The organism is Bacillus sp. FSL R7-0646 (assembly GCF_037969865.1).
Taxonomy (GTDB): domain Bacteria; phylum Bacillota; class Bacilli; order Bacillales; family Bacillaceae; genus Bacillus; species Bacillus licheniformis.
On the sequence record NZ_CP150217.1, the window covers coordinates 3576760 to 3594085 of the forward strand.

Here is a 17326-nt window from a genome sequence, read left to right on the forward strand (position 1 = left end):
GGCATCCCAGCTTTAAACATGATACAACCGGCGAAAGCGCCGGTTTAAACTTTTAAGAATTTGCGAATCGACATCAAGCTTCCCCATACACCGATAACGGCTCCGATCAGCACCAGGATCGCTGAAATCTGGAAGACGAACGGATTGTACGGCAAGAGCTGTATGAAAGTGCCTTGAACTTTCGGAGCGATCCACTGAACGGCATGATGATACGTTCCGAGCAAAATAGCGATCGGAATGATAGAACCGCATACACCCAAGAGCAAACCTTCAATGAAAAATGGCCAGCGAATGAACCAGTTTGTCGCACCTACAAGTTTCATAATCTCGATTTCTTTGCGTCTCGCAAAAATCGTAATTTTGATCGTATTAGAAATTAAAAACATCGCCGTAAACAGCAGGCCGATGACCAATGCAATCCCGATGACTTTGGCGACATTGCTGATTTTAAACAAGCGGTCTACCTGCTCCTGTCCGTATGTCACCTTATAGACATTGGTCAGCTTCTCAAGCTTCTTGGCAGCTTTCGGTGTGTCTTGAGGGTCTTTTGTTTTTACGACAAATGCATCGTTCAGCGGGTTTTCCTGCTCGAACATCGCAAAGAATTTCCCGTCTTCCCCAAAGCTGTCTTTCAGGTTTTTGAGTTCTTCATCTTTAGATGAGTATTTGACACTGCTGATTTCCGGTATTTTCTTTATTTCTTTTTCCAATGTATTTTTTTGATCCTGGTTGGCCGTTAAGTCAACCAGCACTTTGACTTCGACTTCTTGTTCGGCTTTTAATGTCATATTGTATACGTTCAGCATGATGACCATGAACACGCCGACCAAGATAAGTGTAACTGTTACAGCACTGATGGATGCGAAAGTCATCCACGCGTTTCTCCCGAGAGATTTTAAGCTCTCGCGCAAATGCCGTCCGAGAGTTCTAATCATAAGAACCATACTCCCCTCTAGCTTCATCACGCACAATGACCCCGTCTTCGATTGCGATGACCCGTTTCTTCATGGTGTTTACGATTTCTTTGTTATGAGTCGCCATAACGACTGTTGTTCCGCGGTTGTTGATCTCTTCGAGCGTCTTCATGATTTCCCAAGACGTCTCAGGGTCAAGGTTTCCCGTCGGCTCGTCAGCGATCACGACATCAGGGTCGTTGACGATTGACCGCGCAATTGAAACCCGTTGCTGTTCTCCTCCGGACAGCTGATCAGGAAATTGCCTTGCTTTGTGCTTCAGCTGGACAAGATCAAGCACTTCAAGCACTTTTTTTCTGATCACCTCTGGGCGCTCCCCGATGACCTCTAAAGCAAATGCAACATTTTCAAACACCGTCAGCTTCGGCAGCAGTTTAAAGTCTTGGAATACAACGCCGATTTTCCTTCTGATAAAAGGAATCTCTTTTTCTTTGAGCTGCGCCAAATTTTTATTGTTTATGACAATCTTCCCTTTGGAAGGCTTTTCTTCGCGGTAAATCATTTTAATGAAGGTTGATTTTCCTGCTCCGCTCGGTCCTACAACATAAACAAATTCCCCGGGATATATAGAGATGCTTATTCCGTTCAGCGCCGAGACCCCGTTGGAATAAGTCTTATATACATCTTTTATTTCGATCATGTAATCACCTAATCTTTTATGTTTATACGGTCATACTCTTCGAAAGGGCCTGTCGTTTTGTGTCCCCTGCCAATTTCACGATAAATGGTATTAATTCAAGCCCTTTTTCAACAACACCCATTATACGTCAAGATTAGACAAAATGATATTACAGTTTTGTTTCAATGCCGACCTAAGTTATAGGAAAAACGCAAAATCAGCCAAAAAATTTGTACTTTGGGCCTTATTTAAGACAAAAGAACCCGTTAATTCCGTTTTCTCAATAGGCAAAAAGACCTTTTCAACAAAAAAAGAACCTTTTTCACCTGAACGTGAAGAAGGTTCTTTTCGCCTCCTGACTGGCAAGGCATGCTTACTTTTTCTCTGAAAGCCACTTCGCGACCGCTTCAGCTTCTTTTTCATCTACAAGATTGCCAGGCATTCCGCCGCGGCCGTTGACTACAATGTCCTTAATTTCGCTTTCCTTATACTTGCCGCCAACTTCCTTCAAACTCGGAGCGGAACCGCCGGCCAAATCCTTACCATGGCAGCCTGTGCAGTTTTGCTGGTAAATCTCTTCCCCGTCGGTTGCAGTTGCTTGCCCGCCTGTATTTTTCTCTTTGCTTTCGTTGTTATTGCCGCCGCAGGCAGCCAGCACAAAAGAAACAGCCATAAACAGAGTAAACAGCTTCATTTTCATTTTTTCAAGTCAGCTCCTTTAACAAGTCAACCTTTATTATAACCTCGATTATGCGCGTTTAAAACCCTCGCCAAGCACCTCTGAAGCATCCATCGCAATGACAAATGCAGACTCATCAATGTGTTTTACGAGTTGTTTCAGCTTTGTGAACTCGGTCTGGCCGACCACGCACATCAAAATAGGCCGCTCATCATCTGTATAGCCTCCGACCGCTGATATTTTCGTAATCCCCCTGTCGATTTTATTCAGTACCGCATGTCGAACTTCCTCTTCCCGGTTCGTAATGATCATCGCCATTTTGGAACGGTTCAATCCGACCTGGATGACATCGATGGTTTTGCTTGATATATAAACGCCAAGCATAGCATAAAGTCCCTGTTCGATGTTAAAAACAAACATCGCGGACAGGACGATCGTTCCGTCAATCAGCGCCAAACATTTGCCTTGCGACAGCCCGGTGTACTTATGAATGATTTGCGCGGCCAGCGCAGTGCCGCCTGTCGAGCCCCTTCCGAGAAAGACCATCCCGATCCCGACTCCGATGCCGACACCGCCGAAAATGGCGGCCAAGAGCGGATTCTCTGTCGCCGGAGCAATGTCCCGCGTCACGTATACGACAAACGGGAGAAAAACAGACCCGACAAGCGTCTTGATGCCGAATTTTCCTCCGAGTACCAGAACCCCGGCAATAAATAAAGGAATATTAAATGCCCATTGCACATAGGCGGCTTCAAAGCCGAACGATTGCAAAATGGTGCTGATGCCGCTGACTCCGCCGGCTGCAATCCGGTTGGGAAGCAAAAACATATTAAATGTCACAGCGACGACGGCTGATCCAAACAGGATATAGCCGTAGTCACGCAGCACCGTAAACAATTGATATCTCGTTTTGTCCATATTCATGTCTGTCATCCTCCGCACGATTCATTACCAATCGAGAGTATAGCATTTAGCATACTGTAAGTAAATAACAGCCAAATAACGTATTAATTGAATAAAGCGGCAGAGGGACAAAGCTTCTTACGGCTTAAGCTGCCCAGATTCAGGCAATTTTCCCCGCAAAAAAGGCACATCCTCACAATGTGGATGCGCCTTTCTTCAATTTAGGAAAGCTTGGAACGCAAATATGCGTCAATGAAAGAGTCAATGTCTCCGTCCATAACCGCCTGCACGTTCCCCATTTCCGTGTTGGTTCGATGATCCTTCACTAGAGAATACGGGTGGAAAACGTATGAGCGGATCTGGCTTCCCCAGCCGATTTCTTTTTGTTCGCCGCGAATTTCGTCCAGCTGTGCCTGCTGCTCCTCGATTCTGCGCTGATACAGCTTCGATTTCAGCATTTTCATGGCACGTTCGCGGTTTTTAATTTGTGATCGCTCTGTCTGACAAGTGACGATGACGCCTGTCGGCAAGTGGGTGATCCTGACGGCGGAGTCTGTCGTATTGACGTGCTGGCCGCCGGCGCCGCTTGCCCTGTACGTATCGACTTTAATATCTTCCGTACGGATCTCAATGTCGATTTCTTCGTTGAATTCAGGCATGACATCACAAGACACAAACGACGTGTGCCTGCGCCCTGAAGAGTCAAACGGAGAAATTCTGACGAGCCTGTGCACGCCTTTTTCGGCTTTTAAATAACCGTAGGCATTGTGGCCTTTAATCAGGAGAGTGACAGACTTGATTCCCGCCTCATCTCCTGGAAGGTAATCAAGGGTTTCCACCTTGAATCCGCGGCGCTCTGCCCACCTGGTGTACATTCTGAGAAGCATTGAACCCCAATCCTGTGATTCGGTGCCGCCGGCTCCCGGGTGAAGCTCAAGGATCGCATTGTTTTTATCATAAGGCTCGCTTAACAATAGCTGGAGCTCAAATTCATTAAACTGCTTTGTTAAGCTTTTCAGCTCGTTGACCAGTTCATTTTGCAGGTCCTGGTCAGGATCTTCTTTTAAAAGATCATGTGTCATTTGCAGTTCTTCATGAGACTCGCTTAAACTTTTGTACGTGTTGACATAGTCTTTTAACGCATTCGCTTCATTAATGATCGTCTGCGCTTTCTGCTGATCTCCCCAAAAGTCGGGGTCAGCCATCTGCTCGTCTAATTCGCTGATTCTTGCTTCCTTTGTTTCGAGGTCAAAGAGACCCCCTGAAGTCCGCTAACCGAGTAGCCATATTTTCAAGTTCCTGTCTGATTTCTGCCAATTCCATTATTCTTTCACCTCATCATATATTTCAGCCGGTTCAAAATAAAAAGAGGCGTGCACCTCTTTTTATTCTGTTCTTCCGCAGCAGTTTTTATATTTTTTTCCGCTTCCGCAGTAGCAAGGATCATTGCGTCCGATATCCACCGCTTTGCGGACCGGTTTTTTCTTCGCTTGTTTTTCCTCATCGCCTTCTTTCGGCTGATGGGCTGTCGTCTGTCCTTGAATGACCTCTTCGCGCTCAAGGTTGTTTTCGATTTCAGCCTTCATGACGAATTTGGCTACATCATCTTCAATCGCCGCGATCATGTTTTCAAACATTGCAAAGCCTTCCATCTGATACTCGCGGAGCGGGTTTGTCTGAGCATAAGCGCGCAGATGAATTCCTTGCCGCAGCTGATCCATCGCATCGATGTGATCCATCCATTTCGTATCCACTTCGCGGAGAACGATGACTTTCTCAAATTCGCGCATTTGTTCAGAGCCGTACCGCTCTTCTTTCTCATCGTATTTCGTTTTGATGCGGTCGTAAATGAGCTCTGTAATCTCCTCGGGCTCTTTTCCGAAAATGTCGCTTTTCTCCACTCCACCTTCATCAAGGAAATTCGCATTTACAAGCTCCACAAGGCCGTCAAGATTCCACTCTTCAGGCAGATCTTCCTTCGGCGTATATGAAGCAACAGCCCGCTCGAGTGAAGCTTTAATCATATTTTCGACGATGGAGCGGAGGTTATCGGAATCGATGACCTCAAAGCGCTGTTTATAGATGACTTCGCGCTGCTGGCGGAGCACGTCATCGTATTGCAGAAGCTGCTTACGGGCATCAAAGTTGTTGCCTTCCACACGCTTCTGTGAAGATTCGACCGCTCTTGAAACCATCTTGCTCTGTATCGGCGTCGAATCGTCCATTCCGAAGCGGTCAAGCATCGCCATCGTCCGCTCTGCGCCGAAGCGTTTCATTAATTCATCTTCCATGGACAGATAAAATTGGGTGATACCAGGGTCCCCCTGACGGCCTGAACGTCCGCGCAGCTGGTTGTCAATCCGCCTTGATTCATGGCGTTCCGTACCGATGACGGCCAGTCCGCCAAGCTCTTTTACACCTTCGCCAAGCTTGATGTCCGTTCCGCGGCCCGCCATGTTGGTCGCGATGGTGACCGCGCCTTTTTGCCCGGCATCTTCGATAATCTGAGCTTCCCGCTCATGGTTTTTCGCGTTCAACACTTGATGCGGGATTCCTTTATTTTTAAGGAGCCTTGATATCAATTCAGATGTTTCAACCGCAACCGTACCGACAAGTACCGGCTGTCCGACCATATAGCGCTGGGCGACATCCTCTGCAACAGCTTTAAATTTTCCTTCCATGGTCCGGTAAATTAAATCCGGTCGGTCATCGCGGGCAATCGGCTTGTTGGTCGGAATCGTAACAACCTGCATGTTGTAGATGTTGCGGAATTCTTCTTCTTCCGTTTTTGCGGTACCCGTCATTCCAGCCAATTTTTCATACATTCGGAAATAGTTCTGGAAGGTGATCGTCGCGAGCGTCATGCTCTCATTTTGGATCTCAAGGCCTTCCTTCGCTTCAATGGCCTGGTGAAGTCCGTCGCTGTAGCGGCGGCCTTTCATCAAACGGCCTGTAAAAGAGTCGACGATAACGACCTGACCGTCTTCGACGACGTAGTCGACGTCTTTATGCATCGCCGCATGGGCTTTCAGCGCCTGGGCAATATGATGGTTTAAGGCGACATGGCGGACGTCAAACAAGTTTTCGATGCCAAATGCCTTTTCAGCTTTTGTCATCCCCTCTTCAGTCAGCTGAACGCCTTTTGTTTTCACATCGTATGTGTAGTCCTGATCCGCTTTTAGCGTGCGGACAAACGCATTGGCCTGAACATAAAGCTTGGTGGATTTGGCCGCTTGTCCAGAAATGATGAGCGGCGTTCTTGCTTCATCGATCAAAATGGAGTCGACTTCATCGATGACCGCAAAATGAAGCGGGCGCTGAACCATCTGCTCTTTATAAAGCACCATGTTGTCGCGCAAGTAGTCAAAGCCAAGCTCATTATTCGTAGAATACGTAATATCTGCTGCATAGGCTTCACGCTTCTCGTCTTTTGACAGGCTGTTCAGGTTTAGGCCGACCGTCAGCCCGAGAAACTCAAAGATTTTCCCCATCTCTTCAGCGTCGCGGCTCGCCAGGTATTCGTTGACCGTCACGACGTGAACGCCTTTCCCTGACAGAGCGTTCAAGTAAACGGGCATTGTGGAAGTCAGCGTTTTACCTTCCCCCGTTTTCATTTCGGCGATATTCCCTTCATGAAGGGCGACGCCCCCCATCAGCTGAACCTTAAACGGAAACATGCCTGTCACGCGCCGGGAAGCTTCCCTGACAACGGCAAACGCTTCAACCAAAAGATCGTCAACCGTTTCGCCTTTTTCAAGGCGCTCTTTGAACTCGATCGTCTTTTGCTTCAAAGCTTCGTCTGAAAGCTTCTCTATATCTGCCTTGAGCGCATCAATCTCGTTCGCTTTCTTTTCATAACGGCTGAGCGTGCGTTTTGTCGGATCAAACACTTTATTTAAAATTCCAAGCATAGAATAACGCTCCTCTTTAATTTCCTTGTTTAAGCATGAGTAAACAGTAATTTTTATATATGCAATATCATATCATACCTTTTGTCATTTCCAAACAATTTACCGCGGGGGAACGGAAAAAATCCCCTCTGCGGAAGATCCGGGAGGGGACTCGATATATTTATTCGTTCGGCTCGATCAAACCGTATTTTCCATCGTTTCTTCGGTAGACCACATTGGTCAGATTGGTTTCGGCGTTCGTGAATACAAAGAAGCTGTGTCCAAGCATATTCATTTGTAAAATCGCTTCTTCATTATCCATCGGCTTTAAATTAAAGCGCTTTTGACGGACAACCTGCGGCTGTTCATCCTCAATGTCTTCCTGCACGGCCGTTCCGATGCCGTTTCCTTCTGCAAAAACATGCTTCGAAGAACCTTTTTCGCGGAATTTCCGGTTAACTTTTGTTTTATGCTTGCGTATTTGACGTTCCAGTTTGTTCGTTGCGAGATCGATTGCATTGTACATATCTTCGTGGTGAACTTCCGCACGGAGAGAGAGGTCTGTCATTGGAATTGTCACTTCCACCTTTGATTCCTGATCATTGTAGAATTTTAAGTTGACGTGAACAATCGCATCAACGTTATTTTCAAAATAACGCTCAAGCTTTCCAATCTTCTTCTCGACGTGTTCTCTTAACGCTGGTGTTACCTCAATATTTTCTCCTCTGACGTTGAACTCCATCAAAAGAACGCCTCCTTTATATTAAGGATATGTAAATATATTTCGTCTTTTCCCTGCTGAATTCCTGCATAAACGTAAAAATTATGTGAAAAATCCGTGAATTTTGACGAAGTTTGTCTCCTGCCATCTGAGCCCCTTTATTAAATCTTAAATATATTCACATGCGGATAAAATAAGAACAAAAAATAACGGCATACACCTGCAGAATCCTGACAGATGTATGCCATTAATGGATGACATAAGGTTTCATGCATTGGTGGATCGTTTTCATCCATTCCCGATAAAGCGGTAAAAAGTGATGGATCAAGTCATGCTGAAATTCAGCAGACGGATAATTGTAGTAGATCAAGCTGTCAAACTCACGGAAGACTCTGTCAAAAAAACGAATCGAAGATTTGGCACAGCTTGTCTCCAAAATCGACAGCAAAACAGCGTGCGACGAATCCAACTGAAAAAAAGCATAGATTAAATCGTTAAAAATCCGCTCTCCTTCTGTCTTCGCCAAATCTTGATTCGCTTCTATTAAATAGCAAAACCCCTCTTCAATCGTAAACAAAAGCTGATAATAAGTCGTTAAGAGCATGTAATCGTCGGTGCTTGTCAAAGCGATCACCTATTTGCGCTTGTCATAATATGTGCCGTCAATCGTCATGTTGGCGTACGGATTGATATAGGAATGATGCATGGCACGCTTCTGCTTCGCCTGAAGCAGCTCCTGCTTGACAGCCTGCTGCAGCCTTTTCAGTTCGGCCATGATCAATGGCTCCATATCCGTCACCTGCTGCAGCTGCCGCTTTTCCGTCTCAGAAAGAGGCGGCTTGATCTCGCGGATCAAGCCATCGCGTTTTTTAAGAAAATCTTCAATTGCCTGAACCAGCTCGTCGCTTTCCGGGGCGCCTTTTATTTGAGCGAGCATATGTTTTGTTTCGCTGTAGAGCAGCTCAATCTTTTCCATTATGCCAGTCCGCCCGATCCGAACCGGCCCTGCCGTTCAATTTGAAGCGCCTGCTTCCAGGCATCGCGTAAATCTTTGACATACCCTTCGACTTCCGCCACGATATCTTTGTCATTGTTAATGTTTGCTTCAATCAGGCGGCGGTGGATATACTCGTACATCGCCCCCATCGAAGCGGCCAATTCGACTTTCCGATCAAGGGTGATATTGAGCTCCTGTATAATGTTTTGAGCTTTGACAAGGTTCGTATTTTTCGTTTCCATATCCTCTTGTTCAATCGCCTGTTTCGCCAGCTTCATAAATTTAAGGCAGCCGTCAAATAGCATAAGCGTCAATTCTCCAGGAGTCGCCATGTTGATTGAATTTTGCTGATAAGCTGCATACGGATTGTTTAAAGCCATTGTTGATCCTCCAAATTACAATTATTGTCCAAGCAATTGCGCCAAGTATGTCGATTGTTCATTCATTTTTTGAATCGCTTTTTCCATCGCCGTGAACTTTGTATAATAGCGATTTTCGATTTGTGTCAGGCGGTTATTCATGGACGAAATATCAGATTCAACTGTATTCAAGTTTTTCCCGATTGTAAATTGATTGTTTGCCATTGCTGAATTTCCGGCTTTATCTTCAATCTGCTTCTTCGTATCGGTCAAAACCGTCTGAAGGCGTCTCATGATGCCTTTTTCATTGTAATTTTCCGTGCTGCTCGTTCCCGCCATAAAGAGGTTTGCCACACTGTCAGGGTCTTCTTTAATTTTCGCTTTCAGCTTTTCTTCGTTGATCTCTAAATGACCGCGCTGACTGTATACGCTTGATGTCGTAATTCCAAACTGAGTGAGCTGCAGCGATTCGCCGTTCACAGAGACATTCGAATAAAAATCTGTCCTCATTTGATTGGTGGCGCCGCTTAAAATCGTGTCGCCCCTTAACAATCCGCTTTTCGCTTTTTCTTCCCACAGCTCAATTTGCTTTTCCGTCATATCTTTTTTCTGTTCTTCTGTCAGCGGCGTATAGTCGCGGTATTTCTTTTCCGTGAGCTTGCCGTTGACCATATCGATCAGTTCGTTGTACTGTGTGACAAAGTCTTTAATCTTTTCATAAATCCCGTCAACATCAGTCGCTACATCAAGCGAAACGGGGCTGTTTGTCGTATTCTTCAACTGATATGTCACATTATTAACGGTAAAGTTGTTCGTTGTCTTCTCAATCTGCAATCCGTTGATGACAACTTCGGCGTTTTGGCCGGCTTGGCTGGCTGTCAGCTTGTTGTCGGCATCAAGCGCAAATCCGAGCTGATTGGACATAAAGCTCGCCGTCGCATCATCAGCTGCCTGTATGCTGCCCCCTGCGCCGGTTGCTTTTGATGTGAAAGCGATCGTTTCTACATATTCAGAACCGTTATAAATCTTTTCTTTCATAGCGGTTACGCCCAAATTTGATTTGTTGACTTTGGAAACGATGTCATCCAGCGTATCCGTGCTGCTGACGCTGATTTCAACTTTTTTCGCAGTCGTTTCTCCAGGTGCTGTCACTTGGAAAGTTAGCGTTTGATCGCTCCCGGTATACCCTGAAAGGCTGGAAGATTTATAGGTGGCCGCAGTCGCCAGCTTGTTGACTTGGATCGTGCCTGACGCCGCATTCGTGGTGCCTGTTGCCGTAACCGCCGACTCGTCAGAGCTTGTCACCTTTTTCGCGCCGTACGTGCTGGGACGGAGCATAAGGTTGATGGATTCCTGCAAATCTTTAATTTTCGTATTGATTTCACGATAGCTGTCGCGCTGCCATTCCAAAGTCTGTTTCTTTTGAGTAAGCTTATCAAGCGGGACGCGCTCCGTCTTCATTAATTTGCTGACAATGTCGTCTATATCCATACCTGAAGCTAATCCTGATATTCTGATCGCCATATCTTTAACACTCCTGTTCTATGTAGTTTTATCGACAATTAACCCCATAAATTCCGCCATCGCCGCATAAAAATCGAGCCACTCCTTTGGCGGAATCTCGCGGACGACTTCCTCTGTCCGATTGTCCACGACCTTCACATAATACTCTCCCAATTTTTCGTGAAGCACAAACTGTAGGTGCACCTGCGACGGCTCCAAAAGGTTGTTTGCGCCTTGTATGGTTTTTTCAAGCTGAGCAAATGTAAATTCTGCAGCGTCCGTCTGCTGCGGGCGTTCCACAGCTTCATACTGTTTATTCAACATCTGTGTTTTGTAAGCATCAATAATGGGTTCTAAAGATGACAATCTATTGATCGACAATTTTTACCATCCCCTATGCTATGATCTAAAACTTATATCGGCTAAGGGCGAATGAGATTAAATATCTTTATGGAAAAAAATTATGAGAAAAGACAAAGTGGTTTAATTTAAAAAAAGAATCCCTGCAAAGGATTCTTGGACAAATGTAAAAAAAGACCTTGGCAAAGGCCAAGATCTTTTTAAAATTAACGAAGCAACTGAAGAACGTTTTGCGGCTGTTGGTTCGCTTGAGCAAGCATAGCTTGAGAAGCTTGAGAAAGAATGTTGTTCTTTGTGAACTCGCTCATTTCTTTAGCCATGTCAACGTCGCGGATACGAGACTCAGCAGCTGTCAAGTTTTCAGAAGAAGCACCAAGGTTGTTGATTGTGTGCTCTAGACGGTTTTGTACCGCACCAAGTTTAGCACGTTGTGCAGATACTTGGTTGATCGCTGAATCAACGATTTTAAGTTGAGTATCAAAACCTACATCTGTTGCAGTTGCTGCATTATCAGCAAATTTAGTTACATCGATATCTTTAACTGATTGGTTGGTTACTAGAGTTCTGCCCGTAGTATCTGCAGGATCTTTGACTCCTAATGCATCAGTGCTCATTTTTTCAATGTTAACAGAAATTTGTTGTGTTGCGTTAGCTCCAATTTGGAAAACTAAAGATTTTTCACCTGCAGCTGGGTTTGCTGGATCTGCTGGTGCTTTGAAAGTACCATCCAACAATTTTTTACCGTTGAATTCCGTACGTTCTGAGATGCCGTCAATTTCGTCTTTTAATGCTTTGATCTCGTCTTGGATAGCTGTTAAATCCTCAGTTTGTTGTGTTCCAGTGTTTCCAGCTTGAACAACTAGTTCACGAACACGTTGAAGGATTGAGTGAGTCTCAGTCAATGCACCTTCAGCTGTTTGGATAAGAGAGATGCCGTCTTGAGCGTTCTTAGAAGCCATTTCAAGACCGCGGATTTGTCCTCTCATTTTTTCAGAGATTGCAAGACCTGCTGCGTCATCTCCGGCACGGTTGATGCGAAGACCAGAAGAAAGCTTCTCCATGTTCTTTTGGCTTGCGCCGTTGTTTGCTGACAGACGGTTCAGCGTGTTAAGCGCTGCAATGTTGTGGTTGATTCTCATTGTGTATTTCCTCCTTGAAATGTGTTTGATTGCACGTCCATGTGCATGTTTGAAGCATTCAGGCTGTCCTTCCTGCTACATATTTTATATCGGAGGTGCCTTGAAATTGTTTATAGCAAAAATAAAAAAATCCTCACTTTTTTTGTGAGGATAATTTCGCAAGCAAATCGTTTGAGATGGAAGCGGCCCGGCTGTTTTCTTCCTGGATCGCCAAATAGATTTCCTTGCGGTGAATTTCGATATGCTTCGGCGCGTCGATGCCGATTTTCACCTGATCTCCGTCAACGGATATGATTTTCACTTCGATATCGTCTCCGATTTGAATCGCTTCATTGAGCTTGCGGGATAAGACTAGCATGCTTCCCCTCCTATCGGCTGCTTTGTCAGATAAGAAGAGTCATGCAAAATCACTTGCTTGGCAAGCATCTTTCTGCGGTTCACCACTATCGGCGCCATCAAATTGGCCGTTGATTTCTCGAATGGCTCTTCGATCGTTAAAATCGCCATTACTTCAACGTCTTCGGCAGATTCGATTTCAAGAAGTTCAACCGTCGTTTCATCAAGATCAAAGCCATAATCTTTGAAAAAGACGAACGGACTGGCGACAATGAATGCCAGCTCTTCCGACTGCACCGACTGAAGGACGACGAACGGCGAATCCTCGGAAAGCGGCAGGATGACGAACTTCTTCTCCCCTGTAAATCCAGGCAGGCCGTTTTTAAACACGATTGTCTGGTCTTCTTGAATTTGCGTTTCTCCGTGATACTTTGTTTTAATGATCATCATTCACGATCCTTTGCTGAATTACTTTTGTTTTGGGTATTCCACATCTATTTTTACCTCCGGATATTGGAGCATGTCAACCTTCACACTGCCCGGCGTATAGTTAACAACCGGTTTATTCGGCGTTGCTTCGATGATAGGCTTGCGCGGCGTCGCTTCAATGTTCACTTTAGCCGGTTCGTATGCGATTTTCACCCTGTCAAATGACGGCGTAAAATGAACGCCGATTTGAATCGGTTCAGGCTCGCTGTTCCGCCTCGCCTGGTCTGCAAGCGGATTGCCTTCGATTTCGATCCGCATCATTTCGTCTCCTTCTTCAGCGGTCCGTGCCATTCCGGCGAGCCAATCCTGATAGCCCTGCTGCGCCCCTTCTTCAATCCTTTTAAATATATGCTTTCTTTCTAAGTCTTCCCAAGCTTTTGTCTGGTCAATCGTGAGCTTTGAAGGGGTGGTTGTAATCTTCAGTTCGGCCGGCGGCTGCTCGATTTTCAAGTCAGCGCGCGGCTGTTCCATTTTCAAATCTGGCGGCGTCGTTGTTAAACCGATGCGGCCGGGGATATTTTGCATGATCAGCCTAGGCATCTCCATTATGATATCCTCCTTTTGCTGAAAAAAAGCAACTCGGATAGAGTTGCTTTTATCTTAAAAAGTCAACCAGTGTCGGCTGAACGATTTTCGCATTTACGGCAAGTGCAGCTCTGTGAACCGATTGCTGTGTAATAAATTCAGTAATGATCTCCTCAAGCTCAACATCTTCGTTGTCTGACAATACCTTTGTCGCCGTCTCTTCCTGTTCGCTCAGCCGCGCATTGATCAATTCGAGCCGGTTGTAGCGCGCTCCGATATCAGACCGCTCATTGCTCATCTGATTGGAGAACTGGTCAATGTCTGAAAGGGCGTTTTCCATTCCTTCCATTGTTCCCGCTTTTAAGGCATTTTCGAGAGACTCAATCATTTCAAAGACGTTTTGTCCGCTGCTTGATTGTCCGCCGAAAGCCGAAATCGGATTTGAGTTTACATTTAAGGTTGCGTTTGGCGAAACATTGATGAGAACGTCAGAGCTGCTTGTATAGTTTTCAAAATTGTATGTGTAAGTACCATCGGCGTTTTTTGTGATCGGAGCGACGTCAGAGTTCGTTCCGTTAAAAAGGTAGCGGCCGTTGACCTGCGTATTGGCGATCTGAATCAGCTGGTCTTTCAGTTGGCCGATTTCGACCCCGATCGCATTTAATTCATCCTTGCCGTTTGTACTGTTTTGAGCCTTAACGGTCAGCTCCCTGATTTTCGCCATGATATCAATGCCTTCTGTAATGTTCGTTTCCGTGTTTTCAAGCCATGTAAAAGCTTGCGAGGCATTGCTTTGATATTGTTTAACCTGGGACAGCTGTGTATTGTACTTCAGGCTTTTCATCGCGACGACGGGATCGTCGGATGCCTTTGTGATCTTTTTTCCCGAAGAAATCTGGGATTGAAGCTTATCCAGTTTTCCATAGCTTGAATTGATGTAGCGCAAAGAATTTTTTGCAATCATCCCTTGGGTTACCCGCATGAATCTCTACCTACCTTCCCACGACACCCATGCCGTTAATAATCTTATCGAGGACTTCGTCCTGCAGCGTAATCATTCTCGCAGCCGCGTTATAAGCATGCTGGAATTGGATCATGTTCGACATTTCTTCGTCTAATGATACGGCGCTAACAGACTGTCTGTTCAATTCAGCAGTGTTTACAAGCGTTTCTGTATTTTTGGCCAGTCTGTTTGTTTCCTGAGCTTTTACGCCCATTTCACCGATGATGCCTGCGTAATAGTCTAAAACGGTCGTCGTTTTGTCACCGATTTGAATTTTCTTGGTGAAGACATTAGCGAGATTTGTCGCGTTGGCGTTGTCGCTCGCTTCACCATTCAGCGATGCGGCGACTTTATCGCCTTTTGAATTCATGATCTCATCGGCTACTTTGATTTTGCCGGCGGCTCCCTTTGCAGGCTCAGCCTCTCCTCCGGTAAATTCAAAGAAAATGCCTCCCGGTTCTCCCGATGAAGTAAACCCGCTTTGATGGACTGCATTAAACTCTTTCGCAAAAGCAAGCGCCATCGTATCCAGATCTGCGAGCATTTCGGGATACAAACCTTTTTCTTCACCGTTTGACATATATCCGTAAGATTCGATTAAACCGAGCAGGGACCCTTTGCTAGTAAACGAATCGATGCCGATGTCCGTCCCGCCGAGGGAAACGCCCGTCACAAGGCCTGTATCGTTGTCGTAATTCACTTTGACAGTTTCAGTCGTGAAGTTTGGCCCGTCAAGAACCTTGCCCAGAGACTGGCCGTTTACGTCAAGGACTTCTATTGACACAATGCCTTCAGCGGTTGCGAGTGGATTGCCGCCGGTTTTCGCATAGCTGACTTTGATATTAACCATTGAAGACAGTTCATCAAGGAGCTGATCACGCTTATCGTACAAATCGTTCGGGAGATAGCCGTTCGGCTCGACTTTGGCGATTTGCTCGTTCAAGCTGTTCAGCTGGGACAAAAGCGAGTTAATCGTCATCACATTTTGATCAATCTGGTCGCCTAAATTTGATTGAACGGTTGTCAGCGATTCATACAGAGTGTTAAATGTATCGGCGACCGCCTGCCCTTTTTGCGCAACAACAGAAGCAGCGCTCGGTTCGTGGGCGTTGTTCGTCAATTCCTGAATGGAATTCCAGAATGAATTCAGAACTTTGTTTAGTCCGGTGTCGTTCAGTTCATTCATAATCCCTTCCATTTGGTTAAAAGCGTCCACTTTTGCATTGTAATAGCCGGCCTTTGTATTCTGCGTCCTGTATTGATAGTCCAGAAAGCTGTCCCTAACCCTTTCAACCGAACCGATTTCAACGCCTGTACCCATCTGGCCTGCAAGTCCGACAGAGTCTCTTGATACGGACGGATAAGGGGTTGATGCTTTAAATGTAACACGCTGTCTTGAATACCCTTCGGTATTGGCGTTGGATATATTGTTTGCTGTCACGCTCAGAGCTGATTGCTGCGCGGACAAGCCTCTTTTTGCGATTTCCAGCCCTAAAAAAGTTGGATTTGTCATCTTTTTCACTCCGTTCTAAGCTTTTGAATCGAATAAAGAAAGCCGTTTCACCCCGCCTGTCTGGTTTGGCTGCTGCTCTTTTCCGTAATTCGAACCGCCTTCATTCGGAAGGAGCATATCAAATGTAAGCGAGATAAATTGAAGCGACTGAAAAGTCAGCTGCTTGTTCAAATCGTTCACATCCTTCAAACGGGTGACGAGCTGTGAGAGCTTGGCATACAGCTGTTCCAGCACCTTTTTCTCGCCGCCCGCAGCTTTGCTGATACATGCGCTGATCGTCGCGTCCGAGCTGCCGATACAGCTTTTAGTTGCTTCAATGCGGGACTGCTCCGTTTGTTCAATGGCCTGCACATACTTTTGTTCTTTCGTCACGATTTCTGAAAGTGCCTTTATTTCGTTCGTCTTCAGCGCCTCCGTTTTTTGTTCCGACAGAGACAGCAGATGTTCATGCAGCACGCATAAGCGCTCCAGCTCTTCAATCACCCGTTTCACTGAACTGACTTCCTCCTTTTATTGCTGTTTATAAAAATTGACCATTTTTTCAGCTATGCCTTTGCCGTCAACTTTGTACGTTCCATTCTCCACGGCTGCTTTCAGCTGGGCAATTTTCTCCTGACGCTCCTTCATTAAATCAGGGCCTTTTTGCAGCTCCTTTGCTTTCGCGGAAATCTCAACTTTGTCTTCCGGCTGGGCTGCTCCCTGTGAAGAAGCTGTTTGTTTTTCAAATGATTTATGATAAGGATTAACAGGTTGTGTTCCATATTGGTTGATCTTCATGGGATTCCTCTCACTTTCCGCCATAGTTATCTATGATCATACTCATTTTATCGTCTGAGCTTCAAGTTAGTTTAGGGAATCAGTCATTTTTGGGCTTAAAGGTATAGTACGTGCCTTTAGAACTATTATTTCTCTCTCTTTCAAGCTGCTCCAGCTGGTCTAATTGACTCATTTGCGATGCCAAATCCTGCTCGCATGACATGCAATAACGTCCTTCCCGAATAAGCGTGCCGCACCTTTCGCACGGATAGCCGAGATTCGGGAAATTAGAGATTTGAATGCGTTTCTGTCTAATAAACTTCAATATTAACTCTTCTTCGACACCTGTTTTTTCTACGATCTGAAACATCGTGGACTGCCGGTTTTCCTGTTTTTTCAGAAATTTATAAACAATTTCATACGCGCGCTCTTCTTCTTTCAAGCATGAAGCGCAAACGGTTTGAAAACTGCTTTTCATAAACAATGCGTTACATCTTGGACAATTCGCCAATTGACTCATAAACTTTGACCCCTATCCTTAAATTCTATTTTTTATATCG

Annotated in this window: 21 protein-coding genes; all 21 read right to left on the bottom strand. The window is 45.5% G+C overall.

Features of this window, described 5'->3' with window-relative positions:
- Window positions 1-44: 44 nt before the first annotated feature.
- Window positions 45-935 carry a permease-like cell division protein FtsX gene (gene ftsX, locus MKY62_RS18695; RefSeq protein ID WP_011198348.1) on the bottom strand — a complete coding sequence of 297 codons (891 nt, stop codon included), beginning with the start codon at window positions 933-935 and terminating at the stop codon, window positions 45-47.
- Window positions 928-1614, bottom strand: a complete 687-nt coding sequence (gene ftsE / locus MKY62_RS18700; protein ID WP_003185670.1) for a cell division ATP-binding protein FtsE — start codon at window positions 1612-1614, stop codon at window positions 928-930. The genes ftsX and ftsE overlap by 8 nt, the downstream gene beginning before the upstream one ends.
- A 352-nt stretch (window positions 1615-1966) precedes the next feature.
- Window positions 1967-2293: a cytochrome c551 gene (gene cccB, locus MKY62_RS18705; protein WP_003185673.1), complete on the bottom strand. Its 327-nt coding sequence runs from the start codon at window positions 2291-2293 to the stop codon at window positions 1967-1969.
- Window positions 2294-2341: 48 nt separating this feature from the next.
- The gene (locus tag MKY62_RS18710; RefSeq protein ID WP_025806165.1) at window positions 2342-3190 is read right to left on the bottom strand and encodes a YitT family protein; all 849 of its coding nucleotides are present in this window, start codon (window positions 3188-3190) and stop codon (window positions 2342-2344) included.
- 206 nt (window positions 3191-3396) lie between these two features.
- Window positions 3397-4498 (bottom strand): peptide chain release factor 2 gene (gene prfB / locus MKY62_RS18715; RefSeq protein ID WP_097366454.1). Its coding sequence is split into 2 segments (ribosomal slippage): window positions 3397-4425 and window positions 4427-4498, totalling 1101 coding nucleotides; the frame shifts between segments, so codons are not numbered across the junction.
- A 62-nt stretch (window positions 4499-4560) separates the two neighbouring features.
- Window positions 4561-7086, bottom strand: a complete 2526-nt coding sequence (gene secA / locus MKY62_RS18720; RefSeq protein WP_003185681.1) for a preprotein translocase subunit SecA — start codon at window positions 7084-7086, stop codon at window positions 4561-4563.
- A 160-nt stretch (window positions 7087-7246) separates the two neighbouring features.
- The gene (raiA, locus tag MKY62_RS18725; RefSeq protein ID WP_009329664.1) at window positions 7247-7807 is read right to left on the bottom strand and encodes a ribosome-associated translation inhibitor RaiA; all 561 of its coding nucleotides are present in this window, start codon (window positions 7805-7807) and stop codon (window positions 7247-7249) included.
- Window positions 7808-8033: 226 nt separating this feature from the next.
- On the bottom strand, window positions 8034-8411 hold the full coding sequence (locus MKY62_RS18730) for a hypothetical protein (protein ID WP_003185684.1): 378 nt from the start codon (window positions 8409-8411) through the stop codon (window positions 8034-8036).
- Window positions 8412-8420: 9 nt separating this feature from the next.
- Entirely contained in the window at window positions 8421-8762 is a 342-nt protein-coding gene (fliT, locus tag MKY62_RS18735) for a flagella biosynthesis regulatory protein FliT (protein WP_003185686.1), read from the bottom strand.
- Window positions 8762-9163 (bottom strand): flagellar export chaperone FliS, encoded by a 402-nt coding sequence (gene fliS, locus MKY62_RS18740; RefSeq protein WP_003185688.1) that lies wholly within the window; start codon window positions 9161-9163, stop codon window positions 8762-8764. The genes fliT and fliS overlap by 1 nt, the downstream gene beginning before the upstream one ends.
- 21 nt (window positions 9164-9184) lie before the next feature.
- Window positions 9185-10666, bottom strand: coding sequence for a flagellar hook-associated protein 2 (locus MKY62_RS18745; RefSeq protein ID WP_009329667.1), 1482 nt, complete (start codon window positions 10664-10666; stop codon window positions 9185-9187).
- An 18-nt stretch (window positions 10667-10684) separates the two neighbouring features.
- Entirely contained in the window at window positions 10685-11026 is a 342-nt protein-coding gene (flaG, locus tag MKY62_RS18750; protein ID WP_011198350.1) for a flagellar protein FlaG, read from the bottom strand.
- Window positions 11027-11211: 185 nt separating this feature from the next.
- Complete coding sequence (gene hag, locus MKY62_RS18755) at window positions 11212-12144, bottom strand: flagellin Hag (RefSeq protein ID WP_009329669.1); 933 nt, start codon at window positions 12142-12144, stop codon at window positions 11212-11214.
- A gap of 133 nt (window positions 12145-12277) precedes the next feature.
- The gene (gene csrA / locus MKY62_RS18760) at window positions 12278-12502 is read right to left on the bottom strand and encodes a carbon storage regulator CsrA (RefSeq protein WP_003185697.1); all 225 of its coding nucleotides are present in this window, start codon (window positions 12500-12502) and stop codon (window positions 12278-12280) included.
- Window positions 12496-12927 (bottom strand): flagellar assembly protein FliW, encoded by a 432-nt coding sequence (gene fliW / locus MKY62_RS18765; protein ID WP_011198351.1) that lies wholly within the window; start codon window positions 12925-12927, stop codon window positions 12496-12498. Before fliW ends, csrA begins: the two co-directional genes overlap by 7 nt.
- Window positions 12928-12948: 21 nt before the next feature.
- Window positions 12949-13515 carry a DUF6470 family protein gene (locus tag MKY62_RS18770; RefSeq protein WP_009329670.1) on the bottom strand — a complete coding sequence of 189 codons (567 nt, stop codon included), beginning with the start codon at window positions 13513-13515 and terminating at the stop codon, window positions 12949-12951.
- A 49-nt stretch (window positions 13516-13564) separates the two neighbouring features.
- Window positions 13565-14476 (bottom strand): flagellar hook-associated protein FlgL, encoded by a 912-nt coding sequence (gene flgL / locus MKY62_RS18775; protein WP_003185705.1) that lies wholly within the window; start codon window positions 14474-14476, stop codon window positions 13565-13567.
- Between the two features lie 10 nt (window positions 14477-14486).
- Window positions 14487-16010: a flagellar hook-associated protein FlgK gene (flgK, locus tag MKY62_RS18780; protein ID WP_003185709.1), complete on the bottom strand. Its 1524-nt coding sequence runs from the start codon at window positions 16008-16010 to the stop codon at window positions 14487-14489.
- A 15-nt stretch (window positions 16011-16025) separates the two neighbouring features.
- Window positions 16026-16502 carry a flagellar protein FlgN gene (locus MKY62_RS18785; RefSeq protein WP_003185711.1) on the bottom strand — a complete coding sequence of 159 codons (477 nt, stop codon included), beginning with the start codon at window positions 16500-16502 and terminating at the stop codon, window positions 16026-16028.
- A gap of 18 nt (window positions 16503-16520) precedes the next feature.
- Window positions 16521-16787, bottom strand: a complete 267-nt coding sequence (flgM, locus tag MKY62_RS18790; protein WP_003185713.1) for a flagellar biosynthesis anti-sigma factor FlgM — start codon at window positions 16785-16787, stop codon at window positions 16521-16523.
- 79 nt (window positions 16788-16866) lie between these two features.
- Entirely contained in the window at window positions 16867-17286 is a 420-nt protein-coding gene (locus MKY62_RS18795) for a TIGR03826 family flagellar region protein (RefSeq protein WP_003185715.1), read from the bottom strand.
- Between the last annotated feature and the right edge of the window lie 40 nt (window positions 17287-17326).

Bases quoted from the DNA above. Each gene is read 5' to 3' on its own strand.
- ftsX (WP_011198348.1), bottom strand. From the start codon at position 935: ATGATTAGAACTCTCGGACGGCATTTGCGCGAGAGCTTAAAATCTCTC.
- ftsE (WP_003185670.1), bottom strand. From the start codon at position 1,614: ATGATCGAAATAAAAGATGTATATAAGACTTATTCCAACGGGGTCTCG.
- cccB (WP_003185673.1), bottom strand. From the start codon at position 2,293: ATGAAAATGAAGCTGTTTACTCTGTTTATGGCTGTTTCTTTTGTGCTG.
- MKY62_RS18710 (WP_025806165.1), bottom strand. From the start codon at position 3,190: ATGGACAAAACGAGATATCAATTGTTTACGGTGCTGCGTGACTACGGC.
- secA (WP_003185681.1), bottom strand. From the start codon at position 7,086: ATGCTTGGAATTTTAAATAAAGTGTTTGATCCGACAAAACGCACGCTC.
- raiA (WP_009329664.1), bottom strand. From the start codon at position 7,807: ATGGAGTTCAACGTCAGAGGAGAAAATATTGAGGTAACACCAGCGTTA.
- fliT (WP_003185686.1), bottom strand. From the start codon at position 8,762: ATGGAAAAGATTGAGCTGCTCTACAGCGAAACAAAACATATGCTCGCT.
- fliS (WP_003185688.1), bottom strand. From the start codon at position 9,163: ATGGCTTTAAACAATCCGTATGCAGCTTATCAGCAAAATTCAATCAAC.
- MKY62_RS18745 (WP_009329667.1), bottom strand. From the start codon at position 10,666: ATGGCGATCAGAATATCAGGATTAGCTTCAGGTATGGATATAGACGAC.
- hag (WP_009329669.1), bottom strand. From the start codon at position 12,144: ATGAGAATCAACCACAACATTGCAGCGCTTAACACGCTGAACCGTCTG.
- csrA (WP_003185697.1), bottom strand. From the start codon at position 12,502: ATGCTAGTCTTATCCCGCAAGCTCAATGAAGCGATTCAAATCGGAGAC.
- fliW (WP_011198351.1), bottom strand. From the start codon at position 12,927: ATGATCATTAAAACAAAGTATCACGGAGAAACGCAAATTCAAGAAGAC.
- MKY62_RS18770 (WP_009329670.1), bottom strand. From the start codon at position 13,515: ATGGAGATGCCTAGGCTGATCATGCAAAATATCCCCGGCCGCATCGGT.
- flgL (WP_003185705.1), bottom strand. From the start codon at position 14,476: ATGCGGGTAACCCAAGGGATGATTGCAAAAAATTCTTTGCGCTACATC.
- flgK (WP_003185709.1), bottom strand. From the start codon at position 16,010: ATGACAAATCCAACTTTTTTAGGGCTGGAAATCGCAAAAAGAGGCTTG.
- flgM (WP_003185713.1), bottom strand. From the start codon at position 16,787: ATGAAGATCAACCAATATGGAACACAACCTGTTAATCCTTATCATAAA.
- MKY62_RS18795 (WP_003185715.1), bottom strand. From the start codon at position 17,286: ATGAGTCAATTGGCGAATTGTCCAAGATGTAACGCATTGTTTATGAAA.